Below are 19,782 nucleotides of genomic sequence, written 5' to 3'. Positions count from 1 at the left end.
AACCGTCCGCTGCGTCACGCGACCAGACCAGGCGCAGATGGCCCCCGGCCTGATGCGACGCGGACGTGGCTCCGCCCTCTCCAACTTCAGGAGGCGGTGACCCGGTCCTGGTTCGGCGTCCACTCGGTGCCTCGAACCAGTCGGCGCAGGCTGCGATACACCAGGTGCGGCAGGTCGGCGAGCGCCAGTGCCGGGCGACGCGCCTCGGCAATCAGCGCCAGGCGTACCGGATGCATGGCGCGCGGATCGATGCTGAGCACCACCTCGTCCCCGCTGCGCAGCAGCAGGCTGCCGCCACAACGCAGCCAGTAGTCCTCCGAATCATTCTCGCGGGTCAGCCACACATCGGTGCCACGGGCCTCTGCAATGTGGAGGCGCTGGGGCGCATGCACCGACAGCGTGGTGACTTCGCCAGGATTCAGGGTGAACTCGGTCGTTGTGAGCACGGTTTTCATGGTGGTTCTCCGTTCAGCCGGCCCTGGCGGGGATACGCCAGACACAGTACGGATTCGCCGCGGGGCACCGGAACTGGCCCGGCAAGGGGACCAGGCCAGTTAAATCCTGTGAATATCGCGGTGAAGAAGGGGGCAACTGCGGGGGCCGGTGATGGAATATTAGTGATTGCCCGGCCACTATCAAAACGATATATTTTCTTTGTTCTTGTTAGCCAATCTCACATAACCCCGATTGCCTGGAGGCGGCCATGGCCTGGAAAAGCGCCTGGGAAAAAGACCTGCCGCGTGGCTGGCACCGCGAGTTGCCGCGCCTGCCCGCGCTAACCGCACTGCGCGCGTTCGAAGCCGCGGCGCGGCACGAGAGCTTTTCGCGCGCGGCGACGGAGCTGTTCGTCACGCACGGCGCGGTGAGCCACCAGATCCGCGCGCTGGAAGAAGAACTGGGCATGCCGCTGTTCGAGCGCCACGGCAAGCGCGTGGCGCTGACGCCGGCGGGCCGGCTCTATGCCGAGCGCGTGCGTGACGCGCTGCTGCAAATCGCCGATGCCACGCGCGCGCTGCAGGCCGGCAACCGCGACAAGCGCCTGACCATCAGCACCATGCCGTCGTTCGCCGCGCGCTGGCTGACGCCGCGCATCGGCAGCTTTATCGAGCGCCACCCGGAACTGGATGTCGAGCTGCTGTCGTCGAACACGCTGGTCAACTTTGCGCACGAAGAGGTCGATGTCGCGCTGCGCATGGGCAGCGGCGACTATCCCGGCCTGTATGTGGAGCGGCTGCTTGACGATGTCTTCTTCCCGGTATGCAGCCCTGCCTTCAACGGCGGGCGGCTGCCGGATCGGCCGCAGGACATGGCGGGCCTGCCGCTGCTGCGCGGCGAGGGCGATCCGTGGAAGCCGTGGTTCGAGGCCGCCGGGCTGGACTGGCCCGAGCCGCGCAAGGGCCTGCTGCTGGAAGATTCCTCGCTGCTGTTGCAGGCTGCCTCGGAAGGCCAGGGCATTGCCCTGATCCGCTCGTCGCTGGCGTGCAACGACCTGCTGTCCGGGCGCGTGGTGCGGCTGTTCGAGGTCAGCATCCCGTGCCCGTGGCTGCTGTACTTCGTGTGCGCTCCGGGCGCGCTGAACCTGCCCAAGGTGCAGGCGTTCCGTGGCTGGCTGCTGCCCGAGATCGAGCGCTTTCGCGAAGTGCTTGCGCAGTGGGAGTGAATCAGTCGTCCGGCGTATCGTCGCTATCCGTCGCCCGGGTCGGGGCATCGGCCGCCGCTTTCGCGCGTGCCCGGCCGGCACGCGGGTGGGCCTTGTCGTAGACCTTGGCCAGGTGCTGGAAATCGAGCGCGGTGTACACCTGCGTGGTCGAGATGCTGGCATGGCCCAGCATCTCCTGCACCGCGCGCAGGTCGCCGGAAGACTGCAGCATGTGGGTGGCGAAGGAATGCCGCAGCATATGCGGATGCACATCGGCCGGCACGCCGGCGCGCAGCGCCTGCTGCTTGAGCCGCAGTTGCACCGTGCGCATCGACAGGCGCCGCCCGCGCGGACCTAGGAACAAGGCATGGGCGTCCTCGGGCGCAGCGCCCGGCCGCAGCCAGGCGTCGCGCACCGCGAGCCACGCCTGCAGCGCGGCGATGGCCTTGCTGCCGACCGGCACCGAGCGCCGGCGCGAGCCCTTGCCGGTCACGGTCACCTCGGCGCCGGCCAGGTCGAGCCAGCCGCTGGAGCGGTAGCCATCGCCATCGGCATAGCGCAGGTCCAGCTGCACCAGCTCGGACAGCCGCAGCCCGCTGGAATAGAACAATTCGTAGACGGCCTGGTCGCGCAGCGCCTCGGCGTCGGTGCCGGCAGGGTGCGCGACCAGCGCCACCGCGTGCTCGACCGACAGCGCCTTGGGCAGCGCGTGCCCCGAGCGCGGCGCGCGCACGCCGTCGACCGGATTCACGCTCACGCCATGGCCGTGCCGTGCTGCCCACAGGTAGAAGCCGCGCCATGCCGACAGCGCGCGCGCGATGCTGGTGCCGACCAGCCCGGCGGCATGCAGCCGCGCGGCGAAATTGCGGATATGGTGGGCCTGCAGCGCCAGCAGCGCGACACCCGGCGCATGCTGCGCCGCGTGTGCCTGCAGCACGCGCAGTTCGCGCGCGTAATTTGACAGCGTATGCTCGGCCAGCTTGCGGCTGCCGCGCAGCCAGTCGAGATAGCGGGTGACCAGCGGGTCTGGCGGCGGGGCTGCGCCGCCGGCGGCAGCGGGCGGCGCGCCCGCGTCGCGCGGCGGCCGGCGTGCAGCCATGGCTTCAGTCGCGCAACCGGTTCAGCGCGGCGCCCGCGACTTCGCCGATCTGCGACAGGTAGGCGGTGCCCATGCCTTCGTGGAAACGGCGCGGATCGGGCGAGCCCAGCACCAGCATGCCAAAGGCGGCGCCACGCACATCGGCGCCAGCCTCGGCCTCGCCGGCGCGCACCGGCACGCGCAGCGTCACCATCGCCAGCGAGGTGATATCGTCGTGCTCGAGCAGGCTGGCCGCCTCGAAGCCGCTGTTGCTGCCGCAGTACGGCGCACGCAGGCCCTCTGCAAAGATGCGCAGGTCTTCGCTGGCGCCCTGCGCCACTTCCATGTGTGCGTACTGTTCGGCGACATCCCACAGCCTGAGCGCCACCGCCGGCACGTCGAACACCTGCTGCAGGCCGTCCTGCACGGCATACGGCAGCGCGTGCGAATCGGCCTCGGCCAGCAGGCGCAGCTGCCAGTCATGCAGGCGCTGCTGGGTGCGGTCGTTCTCGTGGCCATGGCGGACCAGGTCCGCCAGGCGCAGCTCCAATCCCTTGTTCTTCTCGCGCAGGATTTCCATCTGGCGCTCCTGCAGCGACACGGCGCGATGGCTGTGCGGGCTGGTCAACTGCACCGCCGCCAGCAACTCGGCATGCTCTTCGAAGAACTCAGGATGGCTCTGCAGGTAGGCGGCAACGTCTTGGGCGTTCATGGGGCGTGGACCGGTAGAGGTAAAGTGGGTGGCAGTTTAGCAAAGCGGCCGTGACGGGCGCTGCGAAAGCGGTCAAACCCGCGCTGGCAGGCTCCCTCTCCCGCTTGCGGGAGAGGGGAGCAAACCTTTGGCATGCCCTCGCTACGTCTGAATCAGCCGCTTCTGCCGCGAAATGCTCATCAGGATGCCGATGCCCGCGCCCAGCGTCACCAGTGCCGTGCCGCCATAGCTCATCAGCGGCAGCGGCACGCCCACCACCGGCAGGATGCCGCTGACCATGCCCATGTTGACGAAGGCATAGGTGAAGAAGATCAGCGTGATCGACCCCGCCAGCAGCCGCGAGAACAGCGTCGGCGCATTGGCCGCGATAAAGAGCCCGCGGAAGATCAGCAGCAGGTACAGCACCAGCAGCACCGCGTTGCCGATCAGCCCGAACTCCTCCGAATACACCGCGAAGATAAAGTCGGTGTGCTTCTCCGGAATGAACTCCAGGTGGGTCTGCGTCCCCTTGAGCCAGCCCTTGCCCTCGACCCCGCCGGAGCCGATCGCGATGATCGACTGGATCGTGTGGAAGCCCTTGCCGAGCGGATCGCTGGTCGGGTCCAGCAGCGTGCAGACGCGGTGCTGCTGGTAGTCGTGCAGCACCGGCCAGTTCACGCCCGGCGCGCAGATGTCGTTCTGGAACGTGATCAGCAGGGTGATCGCCACCACCAGCAGCCCCAGCAGCGGCAGGATCAGCCTCCACGAGAGGCCGGCGAAGTAGATCACGTACACCCCCGCGGCCATCACCAGCAGCGCCGTGCCCAGGTCGGGCTGCTTGGCGATCAGACCGACCGGGATCAGCAGCAGCACCAGTGCCACCACGAAATCGAACCACTTGACCACGCCCTCGCGCTTCTGGAAATACCACGCCAGCATCAGCGGCATCGAGATCTTCATGATCTCGGACGGCTGGATCACCATGCCGACATAGAGCCAGCGGCGCGCGCCCTTGCGGATCAGGCCGAACATGGCCACCGCGATCAGCAGCGCCACCCCCACCGTGTAGATGGGCACCGCCACGCGCATCAGTGTCTGCGTAGGCAGGTAAGCGATCACCAGCATCACCACGTACGACAGCAGGATGTTGCGCAACTGGTCCTCGACCCGGCCCGGCATGTCGATCGCGGCCGAGTACAGCGCGACGATGCCGGTGGCGAACAGCAGGAACACGATCAGCGAGAGCGGTTTGTCGAAACCGGTCAGCGCGGTCTTGACCAGGGACAGGACGCGGCGGCGATCCATGCGCGTCTCCTTCAGCGAGTGGCGCCGGCACCGCTGGCTGCCTTGGCAGCCACGGGCTTGACGCGTGGTTTGGGCGCGGACGCCTTGGCCGGTGCGACCGGGGCGGAGGCCGGCGGCAACTGCGGCTTGCTGTGGCCAAGCGCCTGCAGCATGCGCTGGTCCAGCGTCTGCACCGCCGAGGCCGGGGCGATGGCGTCGGGATCCAGCGTCGCGGCGATCGCCTCCGGCGTCGGCGCCTGCACGCCCGATGCCGCCGCCACCGCGCTGGCGGCAGCGCCACTGGCCGGCGCGCCGCCGCTGGCCATCACCGTGGCGCTGGCAATGCTGGCGGTCTGGCCGGTGGTGAACACGCTCGGCGTATCCACCGGCGCGCGGCCCGCCACGCGCTCGCCGGCAGGGGGGGCGATCGCCTCGAGTTCGGCGGGCCACTTGCCGGTCAGGTAGTAGTCCATCACCTTGCGCGCGATCGGCGCGGCCACCGCGGCGCCAAAGCCGGCGTTCTCGACGATCAGCGCGATCGCGATCTTCGGGTTGTCGGCCGGCGCAAAGGCCGTGTACAGCGAGTGGTCGCGCTTGCGCTCGTCGAGCGCGTGGTGGTTGTACTTCTCGCCTTTGGAAAGGCTGTAGGTCTGCGCCGTGCCGGTCTTGCCCGCCGACTCATACGCCGCGCCGGCAAACACGCGCGCAGCGGTGCCGGAGTGCGTCACCGCCACCATCGCGCGCTTGATCACGTCGATATCGGCCTGCTTGAGCGGAATCGTGTAGCTTTCCTTGGGCACCGTCAGCGCGCGCTTGCGCGTGACCGCGTCTTCCACCGCCTTGACCAGGTGTGGCTTCATCACCTTGCCGTTGTTGACGATCACCGAAGTGGCCTGCGCCAGCTGCAGGATGGTGAAGCTGTTGTAGCCCTGGCCAATGCCCAGCGAGATGGTCTCGCCGTCATACCACTTCTGCTGCTCGGGCTTGCGGTAAGCCTTGCGCTTCCATTCGGTCGACGGCAGGATGCCGCGGCTTTCGCCCTCGATGTCGATGCCCGTGATCTGGCCGAAGCCCAGTGGCTTCATGAAGTCATGGATGCCGTTGACACCCATGTCGCGCGCCAGTGCGTAGTAATAGGTATCGCATGAATGCACGATCGAGCTGTGCATGTCGACCCAGCCGTGGCCGCCCGGCTTGTCGTCGCGGAAGGTGTGGTTGCCCAGCGTGAAGAAGCCCGGATCCGACATGCCCCAGGCCGCGGTGCGCTTGCCGGTGGTCAGCGCCGCCAGCGCCATGAACGGCTTGTAGGTCGAGCCCGGCGGATAGGTGCCGCGCAACGGCCGGTTGAGCAGCGGCTTGTCGGGCGAGCCGTTGAGCTCGTTCCAGGTATTGGTGTCGATGCCCTCGACAAACAGGTTGGGGTCGAAGGTGGGCTTGGAGACAAAGGCCAGGATATCGCCCGTGGACGGCTCGATCGCCACCAGCGCGCCGCGGCGGTCGCCGTAGAGCGCTTCGGCCAGCTGCTGCAGGCGGATATCGAGCGACAGGATCAGGTTGTTGCCGGGCGTGGCCGGCGAGGTGGACAGCGTGCGGATCGGGCGCCCGCCCGCGCTCACTTCCACTTCCTCGAACCCGGTCAGGCCGTGCAGCTCGGTCTCGTAGCTCTGCTCCAGGCCGATCTTGCCGATGTAGTTGGAGCCCTTGTAGTTGTCGGCATCCTTGCGCGGATCGTACTTGGCGGCGTCGGCATCGTTGGCCTCGTCCATGGCCTCGATACGCTCCTGGTCACGCTGCGAGATGCGGCCCAGATAGCCGACCACGTGCGAGGCCGACTCGCCCAGCGGATACTGGCGGAACAGCCGCGCGCGCACGTCGACGCCCGGGAAGCGGAAACGCTGCGCGGAAAAGCGCGCCACTTCCTCGTCGGTCAGCTGGCTGCGGATCGGCAGGCTTTCAAAGCTGCGCGATTCTTCCATCAGCCGCTTGAAGCGGCGCCGGTCGCGCGGCTGGATGTCGACCAGCGCCGACAGGCCCTCGATAGTGTTGTCCAGCGTATCGGTCAGCTTGGACGGTGTGACCTCCAGCGTGTACGCGGAATAGTTGCGCGCCAGCACGACCCCGTTGCGGTCCATGATGATGCCGCGGTTGGGCTCGATCGGCGCCACCGAGATGCGGTTGTCCTCGGCCTTGGCCGAGTACTGGTCGTGCTTGTACCACTGCAGCCACAGGAAACGCGAGAACAGCAGGCCGAAGCAGATCACCGTAAACAGCGCCGCGGCCGCCACGCGGATGCGGAAGCGGCCGATTTCCAGTTCGACGTTGCGGATTTCGGTCATGGTACTGCGTGGCCTGGAAGGTGCGGTGATGGACGGTGGCGGGCGATGGCGATGGCGGCGTCAGATCGGCCGGGTCTCGTCGACGTCGCTGGAGCGGCGCTGCGGCGCCAGCAGCAGGCTGGTGGCGAGCGGCCACAGCAGCGCCTCGATCGCCGGCGCCAGCAGCAGCGGCCAGCCCGGCAGCGGCGCGCCCATGGCCAGCCGGATCAGCACCGGCACCGCGTGCGCGATGAACAGCAGCGGCAGCACGTGCAGCGCCTGGGTGTAGACCGTGAACCACAGCACGCGGCGATGGATGGTGATGGCAAAGTAGGCCAGCAGCGTGTACGCCAGCGCATGCTCGCCCAGCAGCCTGGCATCGTGCACGTCCATCAGCAGGCCCAGCAGGAAGGCCACGCCCATGCCCACCTTGCGGGGCTGGTGGATATTCCAGAACACCAGCACCAGCGCCACCATGTCCGGGATCCACAGCGTGGTGCCCCACGGCATCAGGTTGAACAGGAACGCCAGCACGAAGCTGAAGGCGATAAAGGCCGGATTGACCGGCCGCAGCAGGTATTGGGGATTGGTCACCGTGGTGCCTCCTTGGCGGTCGCGGCCTTGCCTGCCGCGGCGCTGTCAGCGGCGGCGCGCGCCGCGGCGGACCTGGCGCCCCTGACCGGCGCCTCGGGCCGGGCCTCGACTGCTTCGCGTGCCGGGATGGCGGCGTCGTAGCGCACCACCAGCAGCTGGCGGTGCGCGCGCACGCCAGCCACCGGCTCGCAATAGACGCGCGAGAATGCGGTATCGGCCTTGCGCTCGATCTGCACGATCTTCGCCACCGGCAGGCCCGGCGGATAGGTGCCGTCCAGGCCGGAGGTCACCAGCAGGTCGCCCTGCTGCAGGTCGGCGGCGGCGGCCATGAAGCGCAGGTCCAGCTGGCCCGCGCGCGCGCCGCCGAAGGCCACGCTGCGCAGCCCGTTGCGCACCACCTGCACCGGGATCGCCTGATCCTTGTCGGTCAGCAGCGTCACCTCGGCCTGGAACGGCGACACGCGCGTGACCTGCCCCACCACGCCGCGCTCGTCGATCACCGGATAGCCCGCGCGCAGGCCGTGCTGGCTGCCCTTGTCGATCACGATGCGCTGGCTGTACGGGTCGCGCGCGTCATACAGGATCTCGGCCACCGTCACCGGCGTGGCCGATTGCTGCGCCAGCCCCAGCAGCTTGCGCAACTGGTTGTTCTCGGCCTCGAGCTGCGCCTGGCGCACCGAGGCCTGGGCCTGCTGCACGGCGTTCTGGCGCAGTTCGCGGTTCTCGGTGGCAAGCGTCGCCGACGACTGCGCGTAGTCGAACATGGTGCGCAGCGCATCACGCGGGGCCAGCACCAGGCGCTCGACCGGCATCAGCACGGTGGCGGCAACCTGGCGCCCGACGCGCAGCGCGTCGAAACGGGCATCGACCACCAGCAGCGCCAGCGCGATGCCCACGTACAGGACCAGCCTGGCGACAGCCGAGGTGCCTTGCTTGAAGAGCGGCGGAGGGGAGTAATCCATTTACCCGAACAAAGGCCGGAGGCCACGCGGAAACGCCCCGCCGCCCGCCGTGCCGCGCCCCGATCCCTGGCGGGAACGGGCGCGGTACGGTCGGGCGGCGGGAGCTGCCAGGGCCCGGCCCCGGCGGATGCGGCGCCGCGACGCCGCCATGATCGATCGATCCGGCAGGCCGCGCATCGCCACGTGAGCGTCCTGCTTACTCGTAGGAGAAGATGCTGCCGAGCTTGTCCATGCGTTCCAGCGCCATGCCGGAGCCGCGCACCACGCAGGTCAGCGGGTCTTCGGCAACCAGCACCGGCAAGCCGGTTTCTTCCGCCAGCAGGCGATCCAGGTCGCGCAGCAGCGCGCCGCCGCCGGTCAGCATCATGCCGCGCTCGGCGATGTCGGCGCCCAGCTCGGGCGGGGTCTGCTCCAGCGCGATCTTCACCGCCGACACGATCTGGTTCAGCGGATCGGTCAGCGCCTCGAGGATTTCATTGGACGACACCGTGAACGCACGCGGAATGCCTTCGGACAGGTTGCGGCCCTTGACTTCCATCTCGCGCACTTCGGAGCCCGGGAAGGCCGAGCCGATTTCCTTCTTGATGGCTTCGGCGGTCTGCTCGCCGATCAGCATGCCGTAGTTGCGGCGGATGTAGTTGACGATGGCCTCGTCGAACTTGTCGCCGCCCACGCGCACCGAACCCTTATAGACCATGCCGCCCAGCGAGATGATGCCGACCTCGGTGGTGCCGCCGCCGATATCGACCACCATCGAGCCCGACGGCTCCGACACCGGCAGGCCGGCGCCGATCGCGGCCGACATCGGCTCCTCGATCAGGTAGACCTGGCTGGCGCCGGCGCCCAGCGCCGATTCGCGGATGGCGCGGCGCTCGACCTGGGTCGAGCCGCACGGCACGCAGATGATGATGCGCGGGCTCGGGCGCAGCAGCTTGCTGTCATGCACCATCTTGATGAATTGCTTGAGCATCTGCTCGGTGACGGTGAAGTCGGCGATCACGCCGTCCTTCATCGGGCGGATCGCCTCGATATTGCCCGGCACCTTGCCCAGCATCTGCTTGGCTTCCTTGCCCACCGCCGTGATGGTCTTCTTGGCGTTGGGGCCGCCTTCCTGGCGGATCGCAACCACCGAGGGCTCGTCCAGCACGATGCCCTTGTCGCGCATGTAGATCAGCGTGTTGGCGGTGCCGAGGTCGATCGCCAGGTCGTTGGAGAAGTAGCTGCGGAGAAATCCGAACATCAGGAATCCTGTCTGTGGTGGTGTTCGCGGGTAGGCGAAGCGGCCGGCGCCGCGAGCGGCCCGGCCACGAAATGCGTTGTGTTGAATACGGAATGGTTCTCGGCTTCCCGCTCCGCCCGCCGCCCGGACCGGAGGCTGTCCGGCCGGATGGACGTGGGATCGGCACCGCCGGCGCACCGTGCGCGCCGGCCCTACGGGAACCTTTGATTAGACCCCGCGGAAAAGTTCGCGGAAATGTGCAGATGCCGGCGCATCATGTCGGCCGTGGGGCGACACGCGGGGCTGGCGGCAAGGCCTAATCAGAGGACCCAGGTTTGCCCTTCGGGCGCCTTCGGACACCGGGCGCGGAGGCGCGGGCCGCAGGCCATGTGGCGTAGGCGTTGCCAAAGGTCGGTAACTCGCAATGATACCTTATAATTCCAGCGGCTTCGGGCGTTTACAGCCTGAAAATACCTGCAATTCTGACGACTACGGGGTGCCCTCCGGCGCCCGCGGTCAGCCCCCCGGGCCAGGCCGCCTTTCGTCTCCGAGCATCCGAGCATCGACCCACCACGCCATGGCCCTCGACCTATCCGACGTCAAGCGCATTGCCCACCTCGCCCGCATCGAAACCAGCGATGCCGAGGCCGAACAGACGCTTGCGCAACTGAACAACTTTTTCTCGCTGGTCGAGCAGATGCAGGCGGTCGACACCACCGGCATCGAACCGCTCGCGCACCCGCTGTCGGCCGTGCGCGACATGGTCCAGCGCCTGCGCGAGGACGTGGTCACCGAAGCCGACCGCCGCGCCGACTACCAGCGCCCCGCGCCGGCCACCGAAAACGGCCTGTACCTGGTGCCCAAGGTCATTGAATGACCGTTGCCCGGCCCGCGCTGCCGCGCCGCCAGGCGCCGCGGTCCGGCGCCGGCCGCCCGCCAGTACAACACCCCTGATGCCAACCGACTGTCATGCCCTTTTCCGCTGATTCCGTGACTTCCCTGCGCCAGCTTGCCGACGCCCTGGCCGCGCGCACCGTCTCCGCCGAGGAACTCGCGCGCGAGTACCTGGCCCGCATCGAGCAGGCCGCCGCGCTCAACGCCTTTATCCACGTCGATGCCGAACTGACGCTGGCCCAGGCGCGCGCCGCCGACGCACGCCGCGCGCGCGGCGAGGCCGCGCCGCTGACCGGCGTGCCGGTCGCGCACAAGGATGTGTTCGTCACGCGCGGCTGGCGCGCCACCGCCGGCTCGAAGATGCTGGCCAGCTATGAAAGCCCGTTCGACGCCACCGTGGTCGAGCGCATGGCCGCGGCCGGCATGGTCACGCTGGGCAAGACCAACATGGACGAATTTGCGATGGGCTCGTCCAACGAGAACTCGCATTTCGGCCCGGTGCGCAACCCGTGGGACGCCAGCCGCGTGCCCGGCGGCTCGTCGGGCGGCTCGGCCGCCGCGGTGGCCGCGGGCCTGGCGCCCGCCGCCACCGGCACCGACACCGGCGGCTCGATCCGCCAGCCGGCGTCGTTCTCGGGCATCACCGGGATCAAGCCCACCTATGGCCGCGTGTCGCGCTACGGCATGATCGCCTTTGCCTCGTCGCTGGACCAGGGCGGCCCGATGGCCCACAGCGCCGAGGACTGCGCGCTGCTGCTCAACGCCATGGCCGGCTTCGATCCGAAGGACTCGACCAGCATCCCGCCCGCGCAAGGCGGCATCGACGAGGACTACACGCGCCTGCTGGGCCAGCCGCGCGCCGGCGCCACCGCCGGGCGCCCGCTGGCCGGCCTGCGCATCGGCCTGCCCAAGGAATACTTCGGCAAGGGCCTGGCGGCCGATGTCGAGCAGGCCGTGCGCGCCGCGCTGGCCGAGTACGAAAAGCTGGGCGCCACGCTGGTCGAGGTGTCGCTGCCCAAGACCGAGCTGTCGATCCCGGTGTACTACGTGATCGCGCCGGCCGAGGCCTCGTCCAACCTGTCGCGCTTCGACGGGGTGCGCTACGGCCACCGCGCCGCCGGGTACCGCGACCTGCTCGACATGTACAAGAAGACCCGCGCCGAAGGCTTCGGCGCCGAGGTCAAGCGCCGCATCATGGTCGGCACCTACGTGCTGTCGCACGGCTACTACGACGCCTACTACCTGCAGGCGCAGAAGATCCGCCGCATCATCGCCGACGACTTCCAGCGCGCCTTCGCCCAGTGCGACGTGATCATGGGCCCGGTGGCGCCGACGGTGGCGTGGAAGCTGGGCGAGAAGACCTCGGACCCGGTGCAGATGTACCTGGCCGACATCTTCACGCTGTCGACCAGCCTGGCCGGCCTGCCCGGCATGAGCGTGCCGTGCGGCTTCGGCGCGGGCAACATGCCCGTCGGCCTGCAGCTGATCGGCAACTACTTTGACGAAGCGCGCCTGCTGCAGGCCGCGCATGCGTTCCAGCAGGCGACCGACTGGCACCTGCGCTGCCCCGCCAAGGCCTGACCATGACCCGCACCCTGCTCCGCCTGCTCGCTGCCGCAGCGCTCGCCGCGCTGGTGGCGGGCTGCATCCAGCTGCCGATCATCGGCAAGCCCACGCCGATCGCCAGCCGCGACATCGACCTGGCCGGCGACTGCCGCCGCACCGAGGAAGACGGCTTCCGCGAAGACGCGCAGCTGCGCATCGCGGACAACAGCGTGCAGCAGCTGTCGTGGAAGCTGTGGGTCGGCAAGCGCGGCTCGTGCAGCTTCAACCTGGCCGACTTCCGCCAGGTCCAGAAGAAGCCGCATATCGAGCTGCGCGCCAACGACGGCAGCGGCTGCAAGCTGATGGTGTGGCAGGACCCGCGCCGCGTCACGCTGGCGCACGCCAACTGCCAGCAGCGCTGCACGCCCGGCATCTATGAAGAAGCCTGGCCGGTGATGTTCGAGCCAGGCACCGGCGCCTGCGCCCGCACGCGCTGAAGCCACCGCAGCCGGTCATGATCCAGTCCCCCACCACCCCGCAACCCGCGCCGCGCGCCACCCACCCGGTGGCCGCCTGGCTGCGCGCCGCGGTGGCGCTGGGCCTATGCACATGGCTGGCCGGCGCCGCGGCGCATACGCCGGACCTGCCCGCGCCCGCACTGGACGCGCCGGCACCGCTGACGCCGGCGGGCGTACTGGCGCCGAACGCGGTGAACCGGGCCGCGCCCGCCACGGCGGCCCCTGCGGCCACGACGCCCGTGCCCGCGCAGCGAGTGCAGCTGCGCGGCGATGCCGCCACGCCGGCACTGACCGCCTACTGGTTCCTGCCGCGCGAAGGCGCCACGCCGCGCGCGCTGCCCGTGGTGGTGGCGCTGCACGGCTGTGGCGGCCTGCTGGCCCAGCGCCCTGCGCGCGAGCGCACCGCTGGTACGGTCGAAACCGACAAGGCCGGCGTTGCCGCACTGCTGCAGCAACGCTACCGTGAGTACGCCCACTGGCTGACCGAACGCGGCTATGCGGTGCTGATGCCGGACAGCTTCAGCGCGCGCGGCAGGCCTCACGGCATCTGTACCGAGCCCATCGACACGCGCGCCATCGACGACCGCACCCGCCGTGCCGACGCGCTCGCCGCGCTGCGCTGGGTGGCACAGCAACCCGCCGTCGACGCCGCGCGCATCGTGCTGCTGGGCTGGTCGAACGGCGCGCAGGCGGTGCTGGCCACCGTCGACGCCAGCCGCCCGTGGCCGGCCGGCACGCCGCCGGTCGAGCGCGCGGTGGCGTTCTACCCGGGCTGCAAGCGCGCGGTGCAGCAGCACAGCTTCCGCCTGCGCGCGCCGCTGCTGCTGATGATCGGCGGCGCCGACGACTGGACCCCGGCGACCCGCTGCGCCATGCTGCAGAGCGCGGTGCAGGCGCGCCAGCCGGGGGCGCGCTTCCGGCTGGAGATCTTCCCGGGCGCCTATCACGGCTTCGACGGCACCAGCGAGCTGCATCGGCGCACCGACGTGCCTGCCGCCGTCATGCGCAAGGGCCAGAGCGTCACCGTCGGCGGCGATGCGGTGGCACGCGTGGCCGCGCTCGCCCAGCTCGACTCCTGGCTGGCCAGTCCCGACCCCTGACGGCCACGCAAGACCAGACCCAACACCGGGGCGGCGCTGCCGTTCCCTCGCAACAGACAACATCGAAAGAACCGAACAGGAATACCGCCATGCAATGGGAAGTGGTGATCGGCCTCGAAACGCACGCGCAGCTGTCGACGGCCTCCAAGATTTTTTCCGGCACCTCCACCGCCTTCGGTGCCGAGGCCAACACGCAGGCGTCGCCGGTGGACCTGGCGCTGCCCGGCGTACTGCCGGTGCTGAACCAGGGCGCGGTCGAGCGCGCGATCCAGTTCGGCCTGGCGATCGGCGCCACCATCGCGCCGCGCAGCGTGTTCGCGCGCAAGAACTACTTCTACCCCGACCTGCCCAAGGGCTACCAGATCAGCCAGTACGAGATCCCGGTGGTACAGGGCGGCACCATCACCATCCAGGTCGAGGGCAAGCAGGGCGAATCCTACGAGAAGACCGTCAACCTGACGCGCGCGCACCTGGAAGAAGACGCGGGCAAGTCGCTGCACGAGGACTTTGCCGGCATGACCGGCATCGACCTGAACCGTGCCGGCACGCCGCTGCTGGAAATCGTTACCGAGCCCGACATGCGCAGCGCCGCCGAAGCGGTGGCCTACGCCAAGGCGCTGCACTCGCTGGTGGTGTGGCTGGGCATCTGCGACGGCAACATGCAGGAAGGCAGCTTCCGTTGCGACGCCAACGTGTCGGTGCGGCCGCTGGGCCAGAAGGAATTCGGCACGCGCCGCGAGATCAAGAACCTGAACTCGTTCCGCTTCCTGCAGCAGGCCATCGACTACGAAGTGCAGTGGCAGATCGCCGAGATCGAAGACGGCCGCAAGATCCAGCAGGCCACCGTCCTGTTCGATCCGGACACCGGCGAAACCCGCGCCATGCGCACCAAGGAAGATGCGCACGACTACCGCTACTTCCCCGATCCGGACCTGATGCCGCTGGAGATCGACGCCGGCTGGGTCGAGCGCGTGCGCGGCGAACTGCCTGAGCTGCCGGCAGCGATGCAGGCGCGCCTGGTCTCGCAATACGGCTTGTCAGCATATGACGCCACCATGCTGACCGCGACCAAGGCCTTCGCCGCCTACTACGAAGCCGTGGTCGCCGGCGCGGGCGCCGCCAGCGCCAAGCCCGCCGCCAACTGGCTGATGGGCGACGTGGCCTCGCAACTCAACCGCGAAGGCATCGCCATCGATGCAGCGCCGGTCACGCCGGCGCAACTGGCAAAGCTGCTCGCGCGCATCGCCGACGGCACGGTCTCGAACAACACCGCGAAGAAGGATGTGTTCCCGGCGATGTGGGCGGGCGAGCATGGCGGCGACGCCGACGCCATCATCGCGGCCAAGGGACTGAAGCAGATGTCCGACAGCGGCGAGCTGGAAAAGATCATCGACGACGTGCTGGCCGCCAATGCCAAGTCGGTCGAGGAATTCCGCTCGGGCAAGGAAAAGGCGTTCAATGCGCTGGTCGGCCAGGCGATGAAGGCGACCAAGGGCAAGGCCAACCCGGCGCAGGTGAATGAGTTGTTGAGGAAGAAGCTGGGCTGAGGGATAGTCACCCGCCCGACTGTTTGCTCCCCTCTCCCGCTTGCGGGAGAGGGGCCGGGGGAGAGGGCAGGCGCTGGCATACCACAGGCGTGACTTCGTGACTCCTACAAGCGGGAGAGGGAGCCAGTCCTCAGCCAATAAAAGGCTGGTGTACTCCGACACGCCTTACATCCCCGCCCTGCCCTTCACCGTCTCCTCCAGCAGCGACCTCAGCTTCGCCAGCGCTCCCGGATCGCCGTGCGCCGCGGAGCGCGCGTACCAGATCTTCGCCTGCTCGATATCCCGCTCGACCACGCCAGGCTCGCCGCGCTCATAGAAGCTGCCGACGATGTACTGCGCGCCGCCATCCCCCGCGCTCGCCGCGCGGCGGTACCACGCAAACGCCTGCGCGTAGTCGCGCGGCAGGCCGCGCCCGGTGAAGTAGTTCGTCGCCAGCTCCATCTGCGCCTGCACATGGCCGCCCTGCGCCGCACGCTCGTACCAGCGGTTGGCTTCTTCCAGCGATTTCGGTACCAGTTCGCCGCGCTCGTAGAGATCGCCCCAGGTGTACTGGGCATGGGTCATGCCGTTGTCGGCCGCCTTGCGCAGCCATACCAGCGCCTCTTGCGGCCGCGCGGCAGTGCCCTCGCCGCGCAGCAGCATCATTGCGTAGTTGAACTGGGCAAGCCGGTTGCCCTGGCGCGCGGCGCCGGCGAAACCCTGCAAGGCCGCGTCGAAGCGGCCCGATTCGTAGGCGGCGACCGCGTCGCGGGTCTGCGCCTGCGCGGGAGCGGCGGGCTGGGGTGCGGCAGCGGCGGGTGGCACGACCAGCCATGCGCAAAGGATGCCGGCCAGCACGGCGGCATGCGGGGAACGGTGTTTCGACATGGCGGACTCCGGGCGCGGCGCCTTGTTGCTCCAGTGTAGGAGTCGGCGCGGGTGCCCGGTAGCGGCGAGATTATCCGCGCGAATAATCAATGCTCGTTAAAAAGCCATTCATTCATTCGTCGCATCGATATAACGACGTCGCGCTCAGATCCAGCCCGCGCGGTGCAGCCGCCGCCACAGCGCGCCGCACGCCACCGCCGTCACCCCGATCACGGCCGGATAGGCGTAGTGGAATTTCAGTTCGGGCATGAAATCGAAGTTCATGCCGTACAGGCTGAACATCACCGTCGGGATCGCCAGGATCGCGCCCCAGCCGGCCAGCCGCTTGACCACTTCGTTCTGGCCGACGGTCACCAGCGCCAGGTTGACCTGCACCGCGGTGGTCAGCATTTCGCGCACCACGTCGAGCGTGCGCACCAGCCGGCTGGCGTGGTCTTCGACATCGCGGAAGTAGGCGCGCAACTCCTTCGGCACCAGGTCTTCATGCAGCCGGATCAGCTGGCTGCACATGTCTTCGACGGGGCTGACCGCATTGCGCAGCCGCAGCACCTGGCGCTTGATCTGGTACAGGCGCTCGATCGCGGCGCGGTCGAATTCGTCGCGGAAGATGTTTTGCTCGAGCGCCTCGAAGGTGTCTTCCAGGCGCGTGACGATGGGCAGGTAATGGTCGACGACAAAATCCATCAGCGCGTACAGCACGTAGCCGGGGCCGTTGGCCAGGCCAGTGGGATCGTGCTCGCAGCGCTCGCGCACGGGCGCATACGTGCTGCTGACGCCGTGGCGTACCGAAACCACGTAGTTGGGCCCGACGAAGAGATGGGTCTCTCCGACCACGACCTCCTCCTCCAACAGTTGCGCCGTGTTGAGCACCACGAACACCGAATCGCCATAGGCCTCGAGCTTGGGCCGCTGGTGCGCGTTCAACGCGTCTTCGACCGCCAGGTCATGCAGGCCGAAGGCCTGTTGGGCCTGGCGCAGCAACGCCAGCTCGGGCTCATGCAGTCCCAGCCAGACGAAGGTGCCGGGCACGGCCAGCACGGTCGGGATTTCCTCCATGCTTACCGTGCCGAGCCGCTTGCCCTGCCGGTAAGCCACGCAATTGACGATGGCGCCCATGGAAACTCCGCTGATCAGATGGCGCAATCGTAACAAGGCTTTGCAGCATGCCCACGACCGCAGCGTGCGATGCCGCGCAAGCCGCGCCGGCCACACTTGCGCCGCGCAACCGGGGACCGCATGGCGCCCCCGCGCCACCTGCGGTACATATCGATCCAATTGTTACAGTTCGCGACAGATACGACGTTAGAATGTGGCATTTCCACGGTCACCCGGCTATGTCCCAGAAGAAATCGCCACGCTTCGAGCTGCGCAGTGGCAACGTCGACGCCCTCCTTCTCGCCCTCCAGACCGCCGACATGGCTGCGCTGCGGGATGACCTCCTCACCCGCTTCGAAGCCACCCCCGACTTCTTCTCCAATGACGTGATCGCGCTGGACCTGCGCGCGCTTGAAGACGACAGCGAAGTCGCGCTCGGCACCGTGATCGACACGCTGGCCACGCTCAAGGCCCGCGCCATCGGCGTGGTGGCCCGTGCGGGCCAGCGCGAGTGGGCCGAGCGCTTCGGCCTGCCGCTGCTGGACAGCCAGGCCCGCCGCAGCGGCGCCACCGAGCGTGCCGCCGAGGCCAAGGCCGCTGCCGCCGCGGAACAGGCCGCCGCCGCGCAGGCGGCGCGCGAGGAAGCCGCCCGCGCCGCGGCGCAGGCAGCCAACGACGCCGCCATCGCCGCCGCCGTGCGCCAGACCCAGACCCTGCTGATCGACAAGCCGCTGCGCTCGGGCCAGCAGGTCTATGCGCATGGCGACGTAGTCATCATGGACGTGGTCAGCTACGGTGCGGAAGTCATCGCCGAAGGCAACATCCATATCTATGCCCCGCTGCGCGGCCGCGCGCTGGCGGGCGTCAAGGGCAACACCGGCGCGCGCATCTTCAGCACGTGCATGGAGCCTGAACTGATTTCCATCGCCGGCATCTACCGGACCGCGGAGCAGACGCTTCCGGCCGATGTGCACGGCAAGACCGCCCAGGTGCGCCTGGCCGATGAAAAACTGATCCTCGAAGCGCTGCGGCTCAAGTAACCGCGGCGCCCCCCGGGACCGAATCGCAGAGAGCGCAAGCTTCAACTTATTACTGGACCAAAGAGCCATGGCAAAAATCATCGTTGTGACCTCCGGCAAGGGAGGCGTCGGCAAGACCACCACCAGCGCCAGCTTTGCCGCCGGCCTGGCCCTGCGCGGCCACAAGACTGCCGTGATCGACTTCGACGTCGGCCTGCGCAACCTCGACCTGATCATGGGTTGCGAACGCCGCGTGGTGTATGACCTGATCAACGTGGTGCAGGGCGAAGCCAACCTGCGCCAGGCGCTGATCAAGGACAAGAAGTGCGAGAACCTGTTCATCCTGCCGGCCTCGCAAACGCGCGACAAGGATGCGCTCACGCGCGAAGGCGTCGAGAAGGTGATCGACGGCCTGATCGAGATGGATTTCGAGTACATCGTCTGCGACTCGCCCGCCGGCATCGAATCGGGCGCGCTGATGGCCATGTACTTTGCCGACGAGGCGCTGATCGTGACCAACCCCGAAGTGTCGTCGGTACGCGATTCGGACCGCATCCTGGGCATCCTGGCGTCGAAGACCAAGCGTGCCACCGAGGGCGGCGACCCGATCAAGGAACACCTGCTGATCACCCGCTACAACCCCAAGCGCGTGCATGGCGGCGAGATGCTGTCGCTGACCGACATCCAGGAAATCCTGCGCATCAAGCTGATCGGCGTGGTGCCGGAATCGGAAGCCGTGCTGCATGCCTCCAACCAGGGCACGCCCGCCATCCATATGGAAGGCAGCGACGTGTCGGACGCCTACAGCGACGTGGTGGACCGCTTCCTCGGCAAGGACAAGCCGATGCGTTTCACCGACTACCAGAAGCCGGGGCTGTTCTCGCGCATCTTCGGCAACAAGTAACGGTCAAGGAGGGCTCACCCCATGTCGATCCTTTCCTTCCTGCTGGGAGAGAAGAAGAAGTCCGCGTCAGTCGCCAAGGAGCGGCTGCAGATTATCCTGGCGCATGAGCGCACCGGCCATTCCGCCCCCGCCGACTACCTGCCCGCGCTGCAGCGCGAACTGGTGGCGGTGATCTCCAAATACGTCAAGATCGGCGACCAGGACCTGCGCGTCAGCCTGGAACGCCAGGACAACCTCGAGGTGCTCGAGGTCAAGATCGAGATCCCGCAGCACTGAGGACAGGACCCGGCAGCGCCGGGTCCATGCGCCTTCGGGGCCCGCGCCCCGTCCCTGCTTCAGCCTTCGCGCGCTGGCCCGCCAACGCCGCGCCAACACCCCGCCAACGCCCCGTCGCCGTGCCAGCGCCGCCGCGAGGCCATCCTGTATCGCTGCCGCAGCCCCGGAATGCAGAATTCTGTAGCGGCCAGACAACGAAATTGCACCAATTTCCTGCTTGAAAGGGCGGCTCCCC

General features: G+C 68.3%; 19 protein-coding genes. 9 read left to right on the top strand and 10 right to left on the bottom strand.

What is annotated here, in order from left to right:
- Positions 1-86: 86 nt before the first annotated feature.
- On the bottom strand, positions 87-455 hold the full coding sequence (locus E5S69_RS21255; RefSeq protein WP_171516601.1) for a DUF2917 domain-containing protein: 369 nt from the start codon (positions 453-455) through the stop codon (positions 87-89).
- Positions 456-703: 248 nt separating this feature from the next.
- On the opposite strand from E5S69_RS21255, the gene E5S69_RS21250 reads away from it, so the two are divergent.
- Positions 704-1,660 carry a transcriptional regulator GcvA gene (locus E5S69_RS21250; protein WP_171516600.1) on the top strand — a complete coding sequence of 319 codons (957 nt, stop codon included), beginning with the start codon at positions 704-706 and terminating at the stop codon, positions 1,658-1,660.
- A 1-nt stretch (position 1,661) separates the two neighbouring features.
- Here the strand turns inward: E5S69_RS21250 and E5S69_RS21245 are convergent, their stop codons facing one another.
- The 7 genes from E5S69_RS21245 to E5S69_RS21215 form a co-directional block, all read right to left on the bottom strand.
- Positions 1,662-2,738: a tyrosine recombinase XerC gene (locus E5S69_RS21245; protein WP_171516599.1), complete on the bottom strand. Its 1,077-nt coding sequence runs from the start codon at positions 2,736-2,738 to the stop codon at positions 1,662-1,664.
- Positions 2,739-2,742: 4 nt separating this feature from the next.
- On the bottom strand, positions 2,743-3,429 hold the full coding sequence (locus E5S69_RS21240) for a DUF484 family protein (RefSeq protein WP_171516598.1): 687 nt from the start codon (positions 3,427-3,429) through the stop codon (positions 2,743-2,745).
- A gap of 141 nt (positions 3,430-3,570) precedes the next feature.
- Positions 3,571-4,713, bottom strand: a complete 1,143-nt coding sequence (rodA, locus tag E5S69_RS21235) for a rod shape-determining protein RodA (RefSeq protein ID WP_171516597.1) — start codon at positions 4,711-4,713, stop codon at positions 3,571-3,573.
- 11 nt (positions 4,714-4,724) lie between these two features.
- Positions 4,725-7,028 (bottom strand): penicillin-binding protein 2, encoded by a 2,304-nt coding sequence (gene mrdA, locus E5S69_RS21230; RefSeq protein WP_171516596.1) that lies wholly within the window; start codon positions 7,026-7,028, stop codon positions 4,725-4,727.
- A 60-nt stretch (positions 7,029-7,088) separates the two neighbouring features.
- The gene (gene mreD / locus E5S69_RS21225; protein WP_116355312.1) at positions 7,089-7,601 is read right to left on the bottom strand and encodes a rod shape-determining protein MreD; all 513 of its coding nucleotides are present in this window, start codon (positions 7,599-7,601) and stop codon (positions 7,089-7,091) included.
- The gene (gene mreC, locus E5S69_RS21220; RefSeq protein ID WP_171516595.1) at positions 7,598-8,563 is read right to left on the bottom strand and encodes a rod shape-determining protein MreC; all 966 of its coding nucleotides are present in this window, start codon (positions 8,561-8,563) and stop codon (positions 7,598-7,600) included. The genes mreD and mreC overlap by 4 nt, the downstream gene beginning before the upstream one ends.
- Before the next feature lie 196 nt (positions 8,564-8,759).
- A complete protein-coding gene (locus E5S69_RS21215) occupies positions 8,760-9,803 on the bottom strand; it encodes a rod shape-determining protein (RefSeq protein ID WP_008648066.1) in 1,044 nt (347 codons plus the stop codon).
- A gap of 556 nt (positions 9,804-10,359) precedes the next feature.
- On the opposite strand from E5S69_RS21215, the gene gatC reads away from it, so the two are divergent.
- The 5 genes from gatC to gatB all read left to right on the top strand — a co-directional run bounded on the left by gatC (position 10,360) and on the right by gatB (position 15,386).
- Positions 10,360-10,659 (top strand): Asp-tRNA(Asn)/Glu-tRNA(Gln) amidotransferase subunit GatC, encoded by a 300-nt coding sequence (gatC, locus tag E5S69_RS21210; protein WP_116355310.1) that lies wholly within the window; start codon positions 10,360-10,362, stop codon positions 10,657-10,659.
- 92 nt (positions 10,660-10,751) lie between these two features.
- Complete coding sequence (gene gatA, locus E5S69_RS21205) at positions 10,752-12,257, top strand: Asp-tRNA(Asn)/Glu-tRNA(Gln) amidotransferase subunit GatA (protein WP_171516594.1); 1,506 nt, start codon at positions 10,752-10,754, stop codon at positions 12,255-12,257.
- Between the two features lie 2 nt (positions 12,258-12,259).
- Positions 12,260-12,718: a hypothetical protein gene (locus tag E5S69_RS21200; protein WP_171516593.1), complete on the top strand. Its 459-nt coding sequence runs from the start codon at positions 12,260-12,262 to the stop codon at positions 12,716-12,718.
- A 17-nt stretch (positions 12,719-12,735) separates the two neighbouring features.
- On the top strand, positions 12,736-13,839 hold the full coding sequence (locus E5S69_RS21195; protein ID WP_171516592.1) for a dienelactone hydrolase family protein: 1,104 nt from the start codon (positions 12,736-12,738) through the stop codon (positions 13,837-13,839).
- Positions 13,840-13,928: 89 nt separating this feature from the next.
- On the top strand, positions 13,929-15,386 hold the full coding sequence (gene gatB, locus E5S69_RS21190) for an Asp-tRNA(Asn)/Glu-tRNA(Gln) amidotransferase subunit GatB (RefSeq protein WP_171516591.1): 1,458 nt from the start codon (positions 13,929-13,931) through the stop codon (positions 15,384-15,386).
- A 165-nt stretch (positions 15,387-15,551) separates the two neighbouring features.
- Here gatB and E5S69_RS21185 read toward each other — a convergent pair whose 3' ends face one another.
- Complete coding sequence (locus tag E5S69_RS21185) at positions 15,552-16,253, bottom strand: tetratricopeptide repeat protein (protein ID WP_171516590.1); 702 nt, start codon at positions 16,251-16,253, stop codon at positions 15,552-15,554.
- Positions 16,254-16,397: 144 nt separating this feature from the next.
- Positions 16,398-17,369 carry a magnesium and cobalt transport protein CorA gene (locus E5S69_RS21180; protein ID WP_171516589.1) on the bottom strand — a complete coding sequence of 324 codons (972 nt, stop codon included), beginning with the start codon at positions 17,367-17,369 and terminating at the stop codon, positions 16,398-16,400.
- 218 nt (positions 17,370-17,587) lie between these two features.
- On the opposite strand from E5S69_RS21180, the gene minC reads away from it, so the two are divergent.
- The 3 genes from minC to minE all read left to right on the top strand — a co-directional run bounded on the left by minC (position 17,588) and on the right by minE (position 19,547).
- Positions 17,588-18,388 carry a septum site-determining protein MinC gene (gene minC / locus E5S69_RS21175; protein WP_171516588.1) on the top strand — a complete coding sequence of 267 codons (801 nt, stop codon included), beginning with the start codon at positions 17,588-17,590 and terminating at the stop codon, positions 18,386-18,388.
- 67 nt (positions 18,389-18,455) lie between these two features.
- Positions 18,456-19,271: a septum site-determining protein MinD gene (minD, locus tag E5S69_RS21170; RefSeq protein WP_171516587.1), complete on the top strand. Its 816-nt coding sequence runs from the start codon at positions 18,456-18,458 to the stop codon at positions 19,269-19,271.
- 21 nt (positions 19,272-19,292) lie between these two features.
- Positions 19,293-19,547 carry a cell division topological specificity factor MinE gene (minE, locus tag E5S69_RS21165; RefSeq protein ID WP_012351386.1) on the top strand — a complete coding sequence of 85 codons (255 nt, stop codon included), beginning with the start codon at positions 19,293-19,295 and terminating at the stop codon, positions 19,545-19,547.
- Positions 19,548-19,782: the final 235 nt, after the last annotated feature.

The sequence above is a fragment of the Cupriavidus necator genome (genome assembly GCF_013141915.1).
Classification (GTDB): Bacteria; Pseudomonadota; Gammaproteobacteria; order Burkholderiales; family Burkholderiaceae; genus Cupriavidus; species Cupriavidus necator_B.
The sequence above is the reverse complement of the archived record's forward strand: the minus strand, read 5'-3'. Positions and strand labels throughout refer to the sequence as shown.

Bases quoted from the DNA above. Each gene is read 5' to 3' on its own strand.
- E5S69_RS21250 (WP_171516600.1), top strand. From the start codon at position 704: ATGGCCTGGAAAAGCGCCTGGGAAAAAGACCTGCCGCGTGGCTGGCAC.
- E5S69_RS21255 (WP_171516601.1), bottom strand. From the start codon at position 455: ATGAAAACCGTGCTCACAACGACCGAGTTCACCCTGAATCCTGGCGAA.
- minC (WP_171516588.1), top strand. From the start codon at position 17,588: ATGTCCCAGAAGAAATCGCCACGCTTCGAGCTGCGCAGTGGCAACGTC.
- E5S69_RS21180 (WP_171516589.1), bottom strand. From the start codon at position 17,369: ATGGGCGCCATCGTCAATTGCGTGGCTTACCGGCAGGGCAAGCGGCTC.
- minE (WP_012351386.1), top strand. From the start codon at position 19,293: ATGTCGATCCTTTCCTTCCTGCTGGGAGAGAAGAAGAAGTCCGCGTCA.
- rodA (WP_171516597.1), bottom strand. From the start codon at position 4,713: ATGGATCGCCGCCGCGTCCTGTCCCTGGTCAAGACCGCGCTGACCGGT.
- E5S69_RS21240 (WP_171516598.1), bottom strand. From the start codon at position 3,429: ATGAACGCCCAAGACGTTGCCGCCTACCTGCAGAGCCATCCTGAGTTC.
- mrdA (WP_171516596.1), bottom strand. From the start codon at position 7,028: ATGACCGAAATCCGCAACGTCGAACTGGAAATCGGCCGCTTCCGCATC.
- E5S69_RS21215 (WP_008648066.1), bottom strand. From the start codon at position 9,803: ATGTTCGGATTTCTCCGCAGCTACTTCTCCAACGACCTGGCGATCGAC.
- E5S69_RS21185 (WP_171516590.1), bottom strand. From the start codon at position 16,253: ATGTCGAAACACCGTTCCCCGCATGCCGCCGTGCTGGCCGGCATCCTT.
- E5S69_RS21200 (WP_171516593.1), top strand. From the start codon at position 12,260: ATGACCCGCACCCTGCTCCGCCTGCTCGCTGCCGCAGCGCTCGCCGCG.
- gatA (WP_171516594.1), top strand. From the start codon at position 10,752: ATGCCCTTTTCCGCTGATTCCGTGACTTCCCTGCGCCAGCTTGCCGAC.
- mreC (WP_171516595.1), bottom strand. From the start codon at position 8,563: ATGGATTACTCCCCTCCGCCGCTCTTCAAGCAAGGCACCTCGGCTGTC.
- E5S69_RS21195 (WP_171516592.1), top strand. From the start codon at position 12,736: ATGATCCAGTCCCCCACCACCCCGCAACCCGCGCCGCGCGCCACCCAC.
- E5S69_RS21245 (WP_171516599.1), bottom strand. From the start codon at position 2,738: ATGGCTGCACGCCGGCCGCCGCGCGACGCGGGCGCGCCGCCCGCTGCC.
- gatC (WP_116355310.1), top strand. From the start codon at position 10,360: ATGGCCCTCGACCTATCCGACGTCAAGCGCATTGCCCACCTCGCCCGC.
- gatB (WP_171516591.1), top strand. From the start codon at position 13,929: ATGCAATGGGAAGTGGTGATCGGCCTCGAAACGCACGCGCAGCTGTCG.
- minD (WP_171516587.1), top strand. From the start codon at position 18,456: ATGGCAAAAATCATCGTTGTGACCTCCGGCAAGGGAGGCGTCGGCAAG.